Origin of the sequence: Jiella soli (assembly GCF_020615385.1) — a bacterium.
Classification (GTDB): Bacteria; Pseudomonadota; Alphaproteobacteria; order Rhizobiales; family Rhizobiaceae; genus VKMB-3413.
The window spans coordinates 277,033-291,943 of the sequence record NZ_JAJAVB010000002.1; the positions used below are offsets into that span (position 1 = coordinate 277,033).

General features: G+C 69.2%; 15 protein-coding genes. All 15 read right to left on the reverse strand.

Features of this window, described 5'->3' with window-relative positions; all coding sequences use genetic code 11:
- Window positions 1-237: 237 nt before the first annotated feature.
- Window positions 238-1,248: an IS110 family RNA-guided transposase gene (locus LH400_RS01615; protein WP_229151239.1), complete on the reverse strand. Its 1,011-nt coding sequence runs from the start codon at window positions 1,246-1,248 to the stop codon at window positions 238-240.
- A gap of 179 nt (window positions 1,249-1,427) precedes the next feature.
- On the reverse strand, window positions 1,428-1,715 hold the full coding sequence (locus LH400_RS01620) for a DUF6127 family protein (protein WP_023851444.1): 288 nt from the start codon (window positions 1,713-1,715) through the stop codon (window positions 1,428-1,430).
- A gap of 19 nt (window positions 1,716-1,734) precedes the next feature.
- Window positions 1,735-2,811, reverse strand: coding sequence for a DUF2793 domain-containing protein (locus LH400_RS01625; RefSeq protein WP_229150895.1), 1,077 nt, complete (start codon window positions 2,809-2,811; stop codon window positions 1,735-1,737).
- Window positions 2,812-2,820: 9 nt separating this feature from the next.
- On the reverse strand, window positions 2,821-6,786 hold the full coding sequence (locus LH400_RS01630; RefSeq protein WP_229150896.1) for a baseplate multidomain protein megatron: 3,966 nt from the start codon (window positions 6,784-6,786) through the stop codon (window positions 2,821-2,823).
- A 9-nt stretch (window positions 6,787-6,795) separates the two neighbouring features.
- Complete coding sequence (locus LH400_RS01635) at window positions 6,796-7,242, reverse strand: NlpC/P60 family protein (protein WP_229150897.1); 447 nt, start codon at window positions 7,240-7,242, stop codon at window positions 6,796-6,798.
- Window positions 7,239-8,123 (reverse strand): DUF2163 domain-containing protein, encoded by an 885-nt coding sequence (locus LH400_RS01640; protein WP_229150898.1) that lies wholly within the window; start codon window positions 8,121-8,123, stop codon window positions 7,239-7,241. The genes LH400_RS01635 and LH400_RS01640 overlap by 4 nt, the downstream gene beginning before the upstream one ends.
- Window positions 8,120-8,746 (reverse strand): DUF2460 domain-containing protein, encoded by a 627-nt coding sequence (locus LH400_RS01645; protein ID WP_229150899.1) that lies wholly within the window; start codon window positions 8,744-8,746, stop codon window positions 8,120-8,122. The genes LH400_RS01640 and LH400_RS01645 overlap by 4 nt, the downstream gene beginning before the upstream one ends.
- The gene (locus tag LH400_RS01650; RefSeq protein ID WP_229150900.1) at window positions 8,746-11,163 is read right to left on the reverse strand and encodes a phage tail tape measure C-terminal domain-containing protein; all 2,418 of its coding nucleotides are present in this window, start codon (window positions 11,161-11,163) and stop codon (window positions 8,746-8,748) included. Before LH400_RS01650 ends, LH400_RS01645 begins: the two co-directional genes overlap by 1 nt.
- Window positions 11,156-11,284: a DUF7697 family protein gene (locus LH400_RS25930; protein WP_023414271.1), complete on the reverse strand. Its 129-nt coding sequence runs from the start codon at window positions 11,282-11,284 to the stop codon at window positions 11,156-11,158. The genes LH400_RS01650 and LH400_RS25930 overlap by 8 nt, the downstream gene beginning before the upstream one ends.
- Window positions 11,285-11,382: 98 nt before the next feature.
- Entirely contained in the window at window positions 11,383-11,820 is a 438-nt protein-coding gene (locus tag LH400_RS01655; protein ID WP_229150901.1) for a hypothetical protein, read from the reverse strand.
- 2 nt (window positions 11,821-11,822) lie between these two features.
- Window positions 11,823-12,764, reverse strand: a complete 942-nt coding sequence (locus LH400_RS01660) for a phage tail tube protein (protein WP_229150902.1) — start codon at window positions 12,762-12,764, stop codon at window positions 11,823-11,825.
- Between the two features lie 24 nt (window positions 12,765-12,788).
- Entirely contained in the window at window positions 12,789-13,208 is a 420-nt protein-coding gene (locus LH400_RS01665) for a hypothetical protein (RefSeq protein WP_229150903.1), read from the reverse strand.
- 388 nt (window positions 13,209-13,596) lie between these two features.
- The gene (locus LH400_RS01670; RefSeq protein WP_229150904.1) at window positions 13,597-14,184 is read right to left on the reverse strand and encodes a DUF6441 family protein; all 588 of its coding nucleotides are present in this window, start codon (window positions 14,182-14,184) and stop codon (window positions 13,597-13,599) included.
- 35 nt (window positions 14,185-14,219) lie between these two features.
- Entirely contained in the window at window positions 14,220-14,531 is a 312-nt protein-coding gene (locus LH400_RS01675) for a head-tail joining protein (protein ID WP_229150905.1), read from the reverse strand.
- A complete protein-coding gene (locus tag LH400_RS01680; protein WP_229150906.1) occupies window positions 14,531-14,866 on the reverse strand; it encodes a DUF2190 family protein in 336 nt (111 codons plus the stop codon). Before LH400_RS01680 ends, LH400_RS01675 begins: the two co-directional genes overlap by 1 nt.
- Window positions 14,867-14,911: the final 45 nt, after the last annotated feature.

Sequence of the window (14,911 nt, forward strand, 5' to 3'; positions counted from 1 at the left end):
GCTCTGTGATGTTTCTGACATCCTGGTCGGAGGCGGCCATGTATCCGGCGTCTCAATGCGTCTGCCGTTGCGACGCGCGCCATGATGGAGTCTGCCGCGATCGGGGTCCCACTCAATGGCGTGCGCTGCGACGCGCGTGGCGCGACACGGGCTGACCCGATCCTGATGCCGTCAGTCTGTCATCACCTCACGTTGCCCTGACCATTCCGTGCGCGCTACCCGTCCTCGCCAGGAGGATCAGGCCGGCGATCTGTAGACTTCCCCCGATCTCAGCAGGGCCCAGATGACGCGGGCCATGCGATTGGCCAGCGCGATCGCGACGAGCTTGACCGGCTTCCTCGCCAGCATGCCTGCAAGCCACGGGTCCGCCGCTCCGGGCCTGCGATGGATGCGAATGCGCGCCAGCGCCCCGAGATACAGCAGTCGTCGGATGGACCTGTTTCCCATCTTCGACAGCCGGCCGATCCGCTCCTTGCCCCCGCTCGAACGCTGCTTTGGCGTCAGCCCGAGCCACGCGGCGTAATCGCGTGCCGACCGGAAGTTGGAGACGTCCGGTGTTGTTGCCGAGACGAGGCTGGCGGTTAGCAGGCCGACGCCGGGAATCGTGGCGAGCCTGCGGCTCGTCTCGTCGGCCTTGTGTGCCTCGGAGATGGCACCTGTGACCTCGGCGATGCTTGCCTCGAGCGCGTGAAATTGCTCGGCGAGAAGCCGCATGGGCGGCCGGACGGCGTCCGGCAGGCGTTCATCGTCTTCTATGCAGGCGAGAAGTCTGGGGACGTTCTGCACGCCCGTCGCCACGACGATACCGAACTCGGCAGCGTAGGCCCTCAGCACGTTGGCAATCTGGGTCCTCTGGCGGACCAGGAACTCGCGCGTGCGATGCAGCAGGATCGCAGCCTGCTGGGCCTCCGTCTTCGCGGGCGTGAAGCGCATGGTCGGTCTGGTCACCGCTTCGCAGATCGCCTCCGCATCGGCGGCATCGTTCTTCTGCCGCTTGACGTACGGCTTGACGTAGCTTGGCGGCATCAGGCGAACGTCGTGGCCGAGCGCCATCAACTCGCGTGCCCAATGATGCGATCCGGCTCCGGCTTCCATGCCGACGAGACAGGGCGGCAGCCTCTCAAAGAACGGACGCACCTGGCTTCGCCTCAGCTGCCGCCGTACGGCAACCGTTCCGTCCTTCGTGATGGCGTGTAGCTGGAAAACGTTCTTCGCCAGATCCAGCCCGATGGTGGTAATCTCTTTCATGGATGGCTCCGCAGTTCGGGTTCTTCGACAACCCCACATTGGCGCATCGCGACGCCGGGAGCAGGAGCCATCCACACCATCAATGGCGGTGGAAGGTCGTCGTCATGGGGTCCTCCGAAAACGAAAAACCCGCCTCGAGGGCGGGTGCGGTTGGGCTGATGATGGGAGATGGGGAGCGGCTACGGGCCGCCGCCAAAGATCTTGAGCTTGATGGCGATGCCCGCGAGCAGCGCCAGCATGACGCCGGTGGTGATCATGCGGACGGCGGTCTGCATGGCGGTGCGGCGCACCAGGCGGATGCAGTCGACCAGGGAGCGCAGGTCGCGGATGTCAAGCGCGGCCTCGTCGCCGTCGAGCCCGACATCGGCCAGCGCGCGCTTCGCGCCTTCCTCGGCAGCGCGCGTCAGGATAGCCTCGAACTCGGCGTCGGGCATGCGCACGAAGCCCTCGGATCGGGGTGGTGTCATCGGATCCTCCTTCCGCCGCTCAGCCGACCTTCGCGCCCCAGAAGGACGTGTGATCGGCAGCGAAGTAGCCGTCCGCGACCCGGAAATACCCCTGCAGCTCGACGGTATCGCCGGCAGTCAGCGGGACCATGGTCTGCAGCCAGATGGCAGTGGCGAGCGAGACATGGGTGGCGGAGATTTCGCCGAGGGAGCCGCGGATCTCCGTCGTGCCGTTCAGCACGAGCCGCCCGCGCATCCTCGCCGTGGTGCTGGCGTTGATCTTGTAGAGCAGCGTCGCGCCGAAGAGGTAGGTGCCGTCGACGGGCGCAACGAAGTGGTTGTTTGCGGCGTCGAACGCGCCCTGATCGTTGTTGTCAGTGTTGTTGAGGCCGATCTTCGTCCAGGTCCCGACGCCGACGTAGTTGTCGTAGTTCGTGTAGGCCTTGAAGCGGGGTAGCCGGGGCTGGTCGACGATGCCGGTGGCGTTGTCGACGCTGAGCCCGTCGGAGAAGGTGCTGCCATCGGCGGAGACGGCAAGCCGGAAGCGGTCGGAGCCGAAGAGCCCCACCAGCGCCTTGGTCACGAAGCCGGTCTGCAACGTCAGGCCGAGGTCGTCGCCGGCGGCCTCCTTGTTCATGGTGTAGAACAGATCGCCGGTGCCGCCCTCAGCCACGGTTTTCGCCGCCCAGAGCGCGGCGTTGAGCTTGGCCGAGAACGGGTTCGACGCATCCGCAGACGTGCCGAGCCCAAGCAGCGCCATGTTCTGCAGCGCCGTGGGCGTGGTGCCGACCCAGTCCGCGCCGTCATAGACCAGCAGCAGGCCCTCGTCCTCGACCCAAGCCCGCCAGCCTGTCCGCGGCGGCAGACGCAGCCACGCGCCGTCCGTCCAGTGCGCGACGTTCAGGTCCCAGCCCGCCCAGTCGCCCGTCGCGCCGGAGCCGACGATGTAGCGGTCGCCATCGGCGGGCGAACCAGGCGGCGCGGTCAGGTCCCGGTCGAGCACCGAGAGCTGGACGAGCCCGTCGAGGATCCGCAGCGCCTCGTTGTGGGTGACATGCTTCTGGGCCTGCGCCGCGAGGATGTAGGGCAGCAGGAGATGGGTGGTGGCGTCGGACATGGGATGGCCTCAGAACGTGAGGGTGACGGGCTTCGGCGCGCCCCGCCCGACGAGGGCGGAGAGCTGGAAGATGCGGATGTCGAGCGTGTCGCCAGGGGCGAGCGGCGCGCCCCAATCGGCGGTCTGCTGGGCGGCGGTGTAGACGGCGTTGGCGGTGTCCGTGCTCAGGACGCGCTTCACCGTGGCACCGTCGAGGATCTCGACCTCGTAGGCTTCGAGCTCCTCGGCCAGCGGCACCTCAAGTCCGCCCCAGCTGTCGGCCGCCAGCGCGCGGGACCGGCGCGTCCAACGGATGGTCAGATCGCCGGGGCTGCGCGGTGTGCGCCATGGCTGTTCAACATGGGCGACCGAGAACGGCCGCAGCCCGACGCCCTCGGGCGTGAAGGTCTGCGCGACATAGGTCTCGTCGCTGACCGGGCGGCTGGCCGGGCCGATGCGCCAGTTCCACGGGATGCCGATGTCGGCTTCGGCGATCGGCAGCGACGCGAGGCTGTCGTCCAGCACGACTACACGCGCGCCTGCGGGTGCCGGGTTGCCCATGGCGGCTTCGGTCCCGCGCTGGCCGCGCAGGAGCCGGGTCAGACGATACCGGCCCGGCGCGATCAGTTCGGCCGCGCCCGCCTGGACCATCTCCCAGGTGCCGGGCGCGCTCTCGATGGCGAGCGCGTTCGCCCCGCCGAACAGAGTGAGGTCGGTGACGCTTTCCAGCGTGCCGGTCAGCAGATCGACCACCAGCGCATTGCCGAGGTCGAAGCGCGACGTCGGCCCAGCGTAAAAGTCCGAGACCAGCAGCCCGAGCCGGGCGCGGCTGCCGAACGTGGTCAGCAACTCGAAGCCATCGGTCGAGGGGCTGCGAAACACCGCCATCTCGCCGGGCCACGGAATCGCATGCGCGGCGACCAGCGGCCGATGCGCGGGCTGGTCCTCGGTCAGCTGCGGCAGGTCCATCAGCACCGCGTCCGGCGCGCCAAACACGACCGCTCGCGACAGCGACGCCGCGCGGGGATCGCCGGGCGGCAGATCGTAGGTCGCCCGGTCCTGGCGAACGGCCTCGACCCCGCGCGCGTCGGCATCCGCGATGGAGACGAGCCGCAGATCGACCAACCGCCCGTCATGCTCCAGCCGGATTGGATCGGCCGGGTCCAGCGCGAGCCGCGAGGGCGGCAGACGGAACGCCGCCGTTTCGCGCCCCACCCACGCCTCCATCAGGGCACGTCGGCAGCGCCGCTCGGCCTCCTCGGGCGGCACCGCCATGGGGAAGGATTCGGACGCGATCCGCGTCGTGTCCACGGTGATCCGCCGCGCCTCGACGAGGGCCGCGTCGTAATCCTCGTCGGCGCGCGCGACCTGCCATTTCAGGGCCTGCGGCAGTTCGGTCTCCTGGCCGCGGGTCAGCTCCAGCACGTCGCCTTCGCGAGCCGCGACCAGATCGTCGGGCTCGAGGGTGGCGACCGACGCCCGGCCGCGCATCACGAACCGGATCACGCCCTCGGTCTCCACCGCATCGAAGCCGAAGTGGCGCGACAACGTGGTGATCGAGGCGCGCGGGCTTTCCAGCGCCGTGATGGCGTAGCCCTCCACCGCGCCCCAGAGCCCCGTGACGTCGATCCGGGACTCGGGCAGCCCGGCGCGCAGGCAGAGGTGCCGGACGAGCGCGGCCAGAGACACCGCGCCGAGCCGTCCGGTCAGCCAGTGGCCGAGCCGCCAGTTCGCCCCGTCCGTCCAGACGTCGGTCAGCGCCGGGAAGAAGGGATAGGGCCGCGCGTCCCAGGTCCAGGCGGCGCATTCGGGGACGTGCACCATGCGGCCGCCATTGACCGAGGACACCGGGTTGTTCGCAGCCTCGCCCCACCAGAGGTACGTCGCCTCGAGATAGGAGCGCTGGATCGCGTCATCCCGCCAGCCCCGCGAGAAATGCGGCGTGAAGCTCTCCGAGGACTTCGGGTCGAAGAAGACGTTCGGCTGGTTGGTGCCACGGTCGATGGCGGGGCAGCCAAGCTCGGTGAACCAGATGGGCTTGGACTCGGGCGTCCACGCTGTCGGCGTGCCGCTCTCCATCCCGCCCGGGCGGTCGTAATGCGGGTTGGACCACCAGGCACGCAGATCCTTGTAGCGGAACACCCATGGCTTGCTGGCCGCGCCATCGGTGATCGGGGTGCGCACCTGCGCCGATCGGTCGGCGGCGCTGGCGTAGAACCAGTCGAAACCTTCGCCGCCCGCGATGCTCCCCTGCAGGTAGGCCCGGTCGTAGATCGCGGGCCAGCCCTCCTGCGCGTCGGCATGTTCGAACCCGTCGCGCCAGTCCGACAGCGGCATGTAGTTGTCGATCCCGACGAAATCGATCTCCGGATCGGCCCAGAGCGGATCGAGGTGAAAGAACACGTCGCCGCTGCCATCGCCCGGCTGGTGCCCGAAGTATTCCGACCAGTCGGCGGCGTAGCCGATCTTCGTGCCCGCACCGAGGATCGAGCGCACGTCGGCGAGCAGATCCCGATAGGCCTGGACCGCCGGATAGGTGGCCGCGCCCGAGCGGATCGTGGTCAGCCCCGGCATCTCGGTCCCGATCAGGAACGCATCGACCCCGCCCGCCGCCGCGCAGAGATGGGCGTAGTGCAGCACCATGCGGCGCAGGCCCCAATCACCCGATGGCCCGGTCCACGAGACCGAATGACCCGAGACGCTGAAGCTCGCGGGCGTCGCCGCGCCAAACAGCGCCGCCACCTGCGTGGCGGCCGTGGCGGTCTTGTCCACGGTTCCGGCGAACCCCGCTGCGGGAGAACAGGTGATCCGCCCGCGCCAGGGGAACGCGGGCTGGCCCGTCTCGGCGGCGTTGTCGCTGTAGGGGTTCGGCAGCGTGTTGCCGGGCGGCACATCCATCAGGATGAAGGGATAGAAGGTGACCCGCAGACCACGGGCCTTCATCTCCTGGATCGCCTGCACGACAGCGAAGTCGGCGGGCGTGCCGCCATAGACCGGCCGGTCCTGGTCGTCGCGGCTGACGAGGAAGGCATTGGCGCGGCTGACGCCATTGACCGACCAGCTGACCGGCGTGGTCGACTTGGCCGAGACCTCGACGCCCGGCCGCACCTTGCACGATCCCGCCCTCAGATCGTCGCCGAACCAGGCGACGACGAGGCTGACGCTCTCGACCGCAGGCGCCATCGCCTGCAGCCGGTCCAGCGCCTCCACCATGTCGGTGGAGTCCGCCAGCGCGTTCAGGTTCTCCGCCTGGGTCGTGCCGCCATCGGTCTTGCGGATCGCCTGCGTCGCGTAGGTGAACTCGCCCGAGGCCGGGATCATGGTGACGGCGCGGGTCAGCCCCTCGGCCGTGTCGGGATCCGCGAGCGGGCGGAACACCTCGAAGGAGAGCTGCGGCAGGCGGTTGCCGTAGGTCGAGAGTGCCAGTTCCTCGAAGACGACATAGGCGGTGCCGCGATAGGCGGGCGTGTTCGCCGCGCCCATCTTCGCGGCAATGAACGGGTCCGCCGTCTGCGTCTCGTCACCCGGATACCAGCGCCAGGTGACGCCGGATAGGTCCATCGGCTTGCCGTCGGCCCAAATGCGGCCGATGCCGGTGATCGAGCCTTCGCACAGCGCGACCGCGAAGCTCGCATAGTACAGATACTCGGTCGTCTTGACCTTGCCGCCCCCGCCGCCCTTGCCGCCGCCCTGCGTGGTGGTCTTCGTCTCCTCGCGGAAATCGGTCGCCCAGATGATGTTGCCGCCCATCCGCATCCGGCCATAGAGCCGCGGGATCACAGCCCCTTCGGTGGCAGAGGTGATGCGCAGCGTGTCGAGCCGCGCGCCCTCGATGCGCTGCGTCGGCGCCAGCGACGAGATGATCCAGCTGTCGACCACAGAGCCGATGGTCGAGCCAATGAAGCCGCCGATGGTCGCGGCGCTGACGCCGAGGATCGCGCCGCCGATGCTGCCTCCGATGGCAGCGCCGGCCGCTCCAAGAACGAGGGTGGCCATGGTCGGGTCTCAGCGTTGCGGGAACAGGAAGGCGAAGGCGATGCGCCGCCGCCACGACTGCGTGAGCGCTTCCTCGATCACACCGAGTCGCTCGTAGGCGTGGAGGAAGCTGTCGGGCGCGGTGAGGATCCCGACATGCTTGGCGATGGCGCGGGGCTTCATGCGGAACAGGACCAGCGCGCCGGGACCGGCTGCCGCGGGTTCCACCTCGATCATCATGCGCCGCGCGCCCTCGGCCAGAACCTCGCGCGACCCGGTCTCGCCCCAGTCGCGGCTGTAGGGCGGGATCGGGAATGGCTCTGGGCCGACGACCTCGCGCCAGACGCCCCGCGCAAGCCCGAGGCAGTCACAGCCGACGCCCTGAAGGCTGGCCTGGTCGTGGTAGGGCGTGCCGAGCCAGTAGCGCGCAATGGCGATGACGCGCGCCGGGTTGGCCGCTGCGAGAGGTTGCGTCACAGCACGGACCCCTCGTGGCCGCCATCCTTTGTGGCGTAGCGGAGGACGGCGTCCTGGCCGGGGATATGCGGGAAGCCGCGGAAGTTGACGGCGTTGGCGAACTTCGCGCCGCAGGTCTCCATGCGCTTGTCGCAGCCTGCACGGATCGAGAAGCCGTCGCCCTCGGAAATCGCGCGCACCGGCGCTTCGAGCAGGGTCAGCACGGCGACGCCGTCGGTCACGTCGTGGCCCAACACCTCCGCCTTGCGTCCCGCATTCGCGCCGGTCGTCCATTCGATGGTGCCGAAGGTGAACCAGCCGGAGGCGAAGGCCCCGAGCCCGGAGGCGGTGAAGGCGCGATCCCGCAGCAGATCGATCACCGCGCCCGTCCCCTTGTAGGCCGGGTCCTCCAGATCGACGCCGCAGCGCGCGTCGCCGAGCGCGGCATCGCAGGTCGCCTGGAACGTCCGCCCGACCGTCTGGCCGAGCACATGCGCGAGCGAACGCACCTCGGCGACGAACGCGAGCCGCCCCCGCCGGATCTGGCCGATGGCGCCGCGCCGCATCAGCACGCGCTGGCCCGTGTCCGCCCAGTTCACCCGCCAGACCTCGACCTCCGCATTGTCCCAGCGGCCGTCGAGGATTTCGGTCTCGGTGATCCGGTCCGAGGTCAGCACGCCCTCAGCGTCCTGCGCATCGACCGACAGGTCAGAGCCCGAGCGCACCTCGGAGGCGGTGAGCCCGCTCTCCGGCTCGAAGTCGGTACCATCGAAGCTGAGCGTCCGGTCGTGATCGGTGAAGCCGAAACTCGCGCCATCGGCGCGGACGATCCGCCAGCACCAGGCGAGCGTGGTCGTGCCCTCGTCAAGATGGGCCTGCAGGTCGGGTTCGAGGGTCTTCATCGACGCAGTTCCAGAAGCGGAATGGAGGTGATCGAGCCGAGCCGCTCGAGGTCGAGCGTCACGTCGAGCGCATCGGTGTCGAAGCGGACGGGCACGTCGAACTCGAAGCCCGCGGTGATCGCGAGGCCAGCGCCCGGTGCCGCGCTGAAGGTGACGAGGCCGGTCGTGGCGTCGACCGACCAGCCGGAGTGCTGCTCGACCCCACCGAGCGCGATGCGCACGGTTCCGGTCACTGGTTTGGCAACAGCTCGCGTCCAGGACTGCGCCCCGGATGCGTAGCGCTTCACCAACTGGAAGGCGGTGGTCGCACCGTCGCCGGTGCCGATGACCTGATCGGTCGGGGACGGCGTGCCCGAAGGCAGGCAGGACTTGTGGTCGCCCCAGTCCTTGAACCGGAAGCCATGCAGCCGCCCGTTGCGCGCCTCGAAGAAGGCGACCACCGCCGCCAGATCGTCCGCGCGGCGGATGCCGTAGGCGACATCGTAGCGGCGGCGCGAATTGGCCCAGCTGGCGTTCCTCTCCTCGTCGCCGGAGGCGAGCTCGACGATCTGGGTGCGCCGCTCCGGGCCGCCCCGCGCGCCGCGACTGATGTTGTCGGGAAACCGCACCTCGTGAAACGCCATCACATGCCCCTCCGGCCTAGCGACACGGCGCGGGCGAGGTCCGCCGCGACCTGCGTGCGCGACTGCCGGAAGCTCTCGGCGTCGCGGGCCATGATGGTGACATTGACGCCGCCGCCGGTGCCGTAGCTCTGGGCCTCGCGCCGCGACAGCACGCGCTCACCGCGCTGCAGGATCGCCGGCACCTCATCATGCCGAAGGCCGGCCATGCCGCCGGAATGCATCCGGGGCGCAGCGGCGAAGGCCATGGCCGGGACCAAGCGCGAGGGGCCGGCCGATCCGACCATCCCGCCCGCATGCAGGACGTTGGCGAAGATGCCGCCCGCACCAGCGAACACGCCGGAGAGCGCATTGGCGATCGGCCCGAGGATGAACCGCCGCGCCGCCAGTTGGGCGAGATCGGCCAACAGCGAGGTGACCAGATCGCGGAAGTTCAGCTTGCCGGTCTTCACGAAGTTGCCCACCGCGTTCTCCGCCGACTGGAAGGCGCCGACGAGGCTCTGGCCGATGTCGCCACCGATGTCGCGGGCCTTGCTGGCGTAATCCGACAGCGCCGCCGTGACCGCCTGCCACCCGGTGACGGCCGCCTCGGTTGCGGGCTCCGCCGCAGCGGCGGCAGCTCCGGCCGCCGCGCCTGCACCCGTGGCGGCGCGCCCGGCTTCACCAAGCGCCGTCTCCAGCCGCTCGGCAGCACCAGTGGCCTCGGTCAGCGCATCCGCGCTCGCCTCGTCGGTGCCGCGGACCGCGTTGCGCAGCGCCTGCCAGCTTTCGAGGGGCGCACGTGCCCCTTCCGCCAGATCGCGCGCGGCGCCGCGGTAGACATTCGCCGACTCGAGCGCGCGGTTTGCCGCCACGGTCAGACCAAGGTCGGGCGCGGTGAGCGGGTTGTCCTCGAAGGCCCGGTCGAAGGCCGCCTGCGCCGCTGTCGTGGCGGCACTGGCTGCACCCTCGAAGCGGTTCTCGATCTCGCCAAGGTCGAGGTCCGGCACCAACGAGATGCGGCGCTCGGACCCGAGGGCTTCGAGTCCCTGGTTGATGCCACCGATGAAGCCGTTGATACGCGAGACCACGCCATTGAGCATCGCCTCGACGCCGTCGACGAGGCTGTTCGCCGCCTGGAACGCCAGATCGCCGATCGCGGCGGGCAGCAGGCCCCAGATCGCCTTGATCGCCTCATAGGCGCCCTCGAAGGTGTTCGCGGCCGTATTCCCGAATCCGACGACGCTCTCGATGGCGCTCTGCATGCCCGACGCGGCATCGGCCTTCAGGTCGAAGAACATCGCCGTGGCGGCCGCGCCCGCCGCCGCCGCGCCCATCCTGATGCGTTCCCAGACCTCGACCGCGAGGTCCTTCAGGAGCGACATCGCTTCTCCGAAACCGCCGGCGCCGGAGACGAGCCGGGTGAACTGGTAGACGAGCTCGCCCGCGCCGACGATGAGCGCGCCGATGCCGGTGCGGATCAGCGCCCCACGCAGGACGACCAGCGCCGTGGCGAGGCCCCGGACCGAGAGCGCGGCAGCGGCCATCCCCGCCACCCAGCGGCCCGCGAGGAAGGCCGCGAAGGTGGCGGCATAGGTCGTCAGGCGGCCGATGTTGTCGAAGAGCCCACGGATCGCGATGCCAAGCGGGCCGGTCCGGCTGGCGACCGCCGCCATCGCGTTGGCGACGGCTTCCAACGCCGGAGCCGCGGCAACGGCCAGCTGGTTCGACAGCCCGCGCCAGATCAGCCCAAGCCGTGAGATCGCGTCGTTCGTCCGCTCGATCTGGTCGGCATCCTGTTCGGAGACGACGACCCCGAAAGCGAGCACGTCCTCCGTCGCCTGGCGCAGCGTCGCGGTGTCGATCCGGCTCATGGCGATGGAGCCTTCCTCGCCGAAAAGCTGCCCCGCGACGGCGGCGCGCTCAGCGGCAGGCACGAAGCTCTCGATGGCAGCGTTGATCGCACCGACCCGCTGATCCAGCGGCAGCGCGATCAGGTCGGTGGCGGAAAGGCCCAGCCGGTCGAGCGCATCGGCGGCGGGGCCGGTCCCGGCCGCCGCCTGGCTGAGACGGCGCGTCAGATCCTTTGTCGCCTGCTCGATGCCGGACATGGAAACGCCCGCCAGTTCGCCCGCGCGCTCCAGCGTCTGGATCGAGGCGACCGTAGTGCCGAGCGACTGCGCGAGTTTCGCTTGCGCATCGACGGTCTGGAGTCCGGAGCGCACCATGGCCACCCCGGCGGCGGTGGCAGCGGCGACGGCGGCCGCGGCGGCCACGCGAACCCGGCGCGAGAAGGCCGCGAGCCGGGCATTAGCCGCCTCCATCTCGCGGCTGAGCCGTCCGAAGCCGCGCGACCCGGCCTCACCGACGCCTTCCAGCTCGGCGCGCACCTGCCGTCCGCCCACGGCCGCGAGGCGGACGCTGACCCTCTTCTCAGCCATGGGAATGATCCATTTGTTCGTTGAGTTTTGCGACCATCACCGCTTCGATGACCGGCAGCAGTTCGGCCATGGCGAGCGGCGGCACGCCGAGCGCATCACCGAGCGCGAGCGCCGCCGACATGTCCCAGCCGATCACCGCGCCGGGCAGGACACGCAGCTGACCACCGAGACGGCCGACCAGGTCCCAGACCTGCCAACCCTCCGGCGTTTCCGGACGGTTCAGCCGCGCCGGGCAGTCCGGGCAGGCTTGCGCGCAGGCTTCGCAGTAGCGCTCGCCCCCACCGAAGGACCATTCGGCGAGAGCGCGGAGGCGTTTTTTTCCGTTTCCAGGAGCAGGCCTTTCGAGACGTAGGTCAGTTGGAAGGCTTCGAAGATCGGCCAGATGTCGAGCAGCGCGTCGATGGCCGCCGGGCTCGGATCGATGGGATTGCCGTCCGCGTCGCCGATGCCCTCCCAGGCGAGCACCGCCCGCCGCGCCAGCGCCTTGCCGAAGGCGACAGCGCGCTCCTCGTCGGAGACCTCTTCGGGCACCGCCTCGACGGCCGGATCGCTGCGCGTCGCCACCATCAGCGCGGTGGTCAGCGGGCGCAGCTGCACCCGTACGCCGGGCGCGAGGTCATGCCAGCGCGGGGCGTTGGTCAGGTCGAGCGTCAGCATTCTCAGTATACCTCGATGTCGTTGGTCAGGGTCGCCGTGCACATCCGGCCGACGACGCTGTCGCGCGCCGCCTGCCAGTCGAAGGTCGCCTGAACGCCCTGCGGCCCGGAAATCTCGATCCGCGGGCGCGGCAGGTAGACGGCGTGCACTGTGAAGGCGAAGCTCTCGCCCGAGGGCAGGACGTAGGCGAACTCCATCTCGCAGGCCTCGCCGTTGATCGCTTGCGTAACAAGCGTCTGGTCGGCGAACCGCACCTCGATCCGGCCGGTCAACGCCGCGATGGATGGGTCGGCGCCGTCGATGCGGCCGTCCGAGCGGATCGTCTCGATGCGGTCGAGGTTGTTGGCGTAGGTGATCTCGGCTGAGACCACGTTGCCGAGCGCCGTGCCGTTGCGGGTGATCGACCCGTTGAAATGGCCGAAGCGCTTCAGCCCCAGCGCGGCAGGCGTCCCGGCGCTGGTCGTCGTGCCCACCGTCTCGCCCTGCGCTACCAGCCGCGCCGTCGCGGTGAGCAAGCCCGAGCGTTGCATCTGCCAGGTGATCTGGTCGAGCACGCAACCGGAATACATCGCGTAGCGCGGGACCTCCGGCATGCCGGTCTCGATCGACATGCTGGGCAGCGTCCAGGACCCCGACTGGAACTCGTGGCTGTACGGGGCTTCCGCGCCCGTGGTCGTCGCCGCGCCGAAGGCCGCCTTGAGCCAGAAGCCCAAGGCCTCCGCGTCGAGCGGCACGACGACGTCGCCGTCCGCCGTCACCGCGTCCTTGATCGGCGCCAGCGGATCGCGGCCGTACCCGAGAAGCTCGGAGTTCAGCAGCGGTTGCTCCGCCCCCAGCGAGGTGCTGGCGAAGGGCATCCGCGTGAAGCCGCTCGCGGGCGGCGTTCCATAGGTCGTCTCGAACGCAAGCGCCATCAGCGCCCGCGCCCCCTGGGCTCGTGCCATGTTCGTCTCCTATCGTCAGAGAAGTCAGCCGAGCGGGTCGGCCGTGGAATAGTGCAGGACCACCGGGATCACGGCGGCCTTCAGGCTGGCCGCGCCCTCGATGGGCAGATCGACGGGCCGCGGCGCTTCTGCCTCGACCCAGTCGCAAAGCCCGCCTAGCGTTCGATCCGCGGCGAGTGCAGTGCCGATGCTGGCGGTCAGCGCGTCGAAGGCGGTGTCACGTGCAGCGCCCTGAACGATAGCCTCGATCTCGGCACGGTGCTGGTAGTGGTAGCGCAGCGGCGACAGCGTGACCTCAGGCTCTCCCGGCTCGCCGTCGCGCAGGATCAGCAGGCCATCGGCCGGCACGCGTTCGGGCAGCAACTCGCCGCGGAGCGCGGTGGCGGGCAGTGCCGAGAGCCGCGCGTACAGCGCGGCGAGGATGGTTTCGCGGGGTGTTGGCATCTGTCCGGTGCTTGAATTCTAATGCGAGTTGTCCGATACATGTGGCAACTCGTCCTTCGGAGGTCGGGGCAGGTTCAAATCCTGCGGTTGCGCTAGTTCTTGTTGTCCTTCTCAGCCTTTTCCATTTCGGAAACAGCCAACTAAGGAGGATCGCAATGAACAAAAAGATGAAGAATTCGAAGTCCAAGTCCTGCACAGCTAAGCGTCTAAAGCCGAAACTAGTGATGATCGTAACCCATATCTTCGAAACTGTTTGGGCAACGGGAGCTGGCGTAGCTGCAGCGATGGTGTTCTCCGCTCCGATCTATTCGCGCAGGGTGTGATTGCGCACCCTGCGCATCCATCTTTGATTGGCGGAAGATCGTGACGATACCTGCCCAATTTGGGTTTATCTCGTATCCACCCAGTTCGCCACGATCAGCCCTGGCACACCATCCAACGCACGGTCTGCATCCCGCGCGAGGTCCAGCCGCTTCGGCAGCTTCACTTGCGGCACCAGCAGGAAGATCGGCGCGGTGACCTTTCCCCGCCCGGTCTTCGAGCGCGACACCACCGCCTGGCCCTTCGTGTTGAGCCGTCCCTCCGCCACCAGCAGGCTCGGGCCCGTGCGGCGATAGACGAAGCGCAGGCGCAGCCCGCGTCGCCGTTCCCATTCGCCGGGCGTGATCCGGCCACCGCGCAGGGACTTGCCTGCGGCGGGCAGCGGGATCGCCAGCCAGAACCCGTTCTTCGATCGGATCAGCGGGCCGGTATCATGCGCGCCGACGATGACCGGGGCCTTCGACCAGACCAGCGCTGCCGCGTCCAGGCTTTCGCCCGACCTCGGGAAGTTCTGGCTCCGGATCGAGTTGGCCAGCCGTCGCCCGAGCCCCGCGCCGGTGATCTGCAACCGCCAGGCCGTCTTCAGGCCCGTTCCGGCCTCGCGCATGGCGGCGGTCACCGCGCGCTCGCCCGCAGCAACCTCGGCTGCCATCATCGCGACGATGTCGGGATCGATATCGAGCTTCAGTCTCACGCAGGCCTCAGATCGACGGTCCAGACCAGCCGCTCGCGGTCACGTACAGGCTCGCCCTGAATGAGGAAGGCGTCGCCGTCGATCTCGATCCTGTCGCCGGGACGCGGGTTCACCACGTCGGCCACGCGCAGGTCGATCCGGCTAGTTTCGGACCAGAGCCGCGCGTCGCCGAAGTCGCTGATCGCGTCCGCACGCCGGGCGACGACCCGCACCAGCACAGGCGCGCCGCCGTCGGCGATGTAGACTGCGTCCCGGCCGATGTTCGGATCGGCGAAGAGGGCGCCGACGGCGGCGGCGAAGGCGCTCATCAGAAGGCCGCGTTCAGGCGCACCCGGCCGATGGTGTCGCCCGCGCCGCTCGCCACCGCCTCCACGGCCACGCCGATAAGGGTGTTGTCGGTGGCGACCGTGGTGCAGCGCTTGTTGGTGTCGTCCCAATAGACCTTGGCGCCGACGGTCCAGGCCTGGGAGCCGACCTTGGTGATGTCGAAGACGCCGACGAGCGCTGTCTCGACGGGCTCGCCGAGGGCGGCCGCTCCGGCGGCGACGCCGAAGATGGCGCCGACGAGCAGGCCATCGCCGGAGGCGACGGCATAGGGTGCGGTCAGCGTAATGGTGTTGCCGGGCTGGACGAAGTTTTTCATGATTGGGATCCTCGTGGAAAGACGAAGGGCGGCCGGTGAGGACCG

Excerpts from the sequence above, each read along its gene's own strand:
- LH400_RS01615 (WP_229151239.1), bottom strand. The coding sequence starts at position 1,248 with ATGAAAGAGATTACCACCATCGGGCTGGATCTGGCGAAGAACGTTTTC.
- LH400_RS01620 (WP_023851444.1), bottom strand. The coding sequence starts at position 1,715 with ATGACACCACCCCGATCCGAGGGCTTCGTGCGCATGCCCGACGCCGAG.
- LH400_RS01625 (WP_229150895.1), bottom strand. The coding sequence starts at position 2,811 with ATGTCCGACGCCACCACCCATCTCCTGCTGCCCTACATCCTCGCGGCG.
- LH400_RS01630 (WP_229150896.1), bottom strand. The coding sequence starts at position 6,786 with ATGGCCACCCTCGTTCTTGGAGCGGCCGGCGCTGCCATCGGAGGCAGC.
- LH400_RS01640 (WP_229150898.1), bottom strand. The coding sequence starts at position 8,123 with ATGAAGACCCTCGAACCCGACCTGCAGGCCCATCTTGACGAGGGCACG.
- LH400_RS01645 (WP_229150899.1), bottom strand. The coding sequence starts at position 8,746 with ATGGCGTTTCACGAGGTGCGGTTTCCCGACAACATCAGTCGCGGCGCG.
- LH400_RS01650 (WP_229150900.1), bottom strand. The coding sequence starts at position 11,163 with ATGGCTGAGAAGAGGGTCAGCGTCCGCCTCGCGGCCGTGGGCGGACGG.
- LH400_RS25930 (WP_023414271.1), bottom strand. The coding sequence starts at position 11,284 with ATGTCGGCGGCGCTCGCGCTCGGTGATGCGCTCGGCGTGCCGCCGCTC.
- LH400_RS01655 (WP_229150901.1), bottom strand. The coding sequence starts at position 11,820 with ATGCTGACGCTCGACCTGACCAACGCCCCGCGCTGGCATGACCTCGCG.
- LH400_RS01660 (WP_229150902.1), bottom strand. The coding sequence starts at position 12,764 with ATGGCACGAGCCCAGGGGGCGCGGGCGCTGATGGCGCTTGCGTTCGAG.
- LH400_RS01665 (WP_229150903.1), bottom strand. The coding sequence starts at position 13,208 with ATGCCAACACCCCGCGAAACCATCCTCGCCGCGCTGTACGCGCGGCTC.
- LH400_RS01670 (WP_229150904.1), bottom strand. The coding sequence starts at position 14,184 with ATGATGGCAGCCGAGGTTGCTGCGGGCGAGCGCGCGGTGACCGCCGCC.
- LH400_RS01675 (WP_229150905.1), bottom strand. The coding sequence starts at position 14,531 with ATGAGCGCCTTCGCCGCCGCCGTCGGCGCCCTCTTCGCCGATCCGAAC.
- LH400_RS01680 (WP_229150906.1), bottom strand. The coding sequence starts at position 14,866 with ATGAAAAACTTCGTCCAGCCCGGCAACACCATTACGCTGACCGCACCC.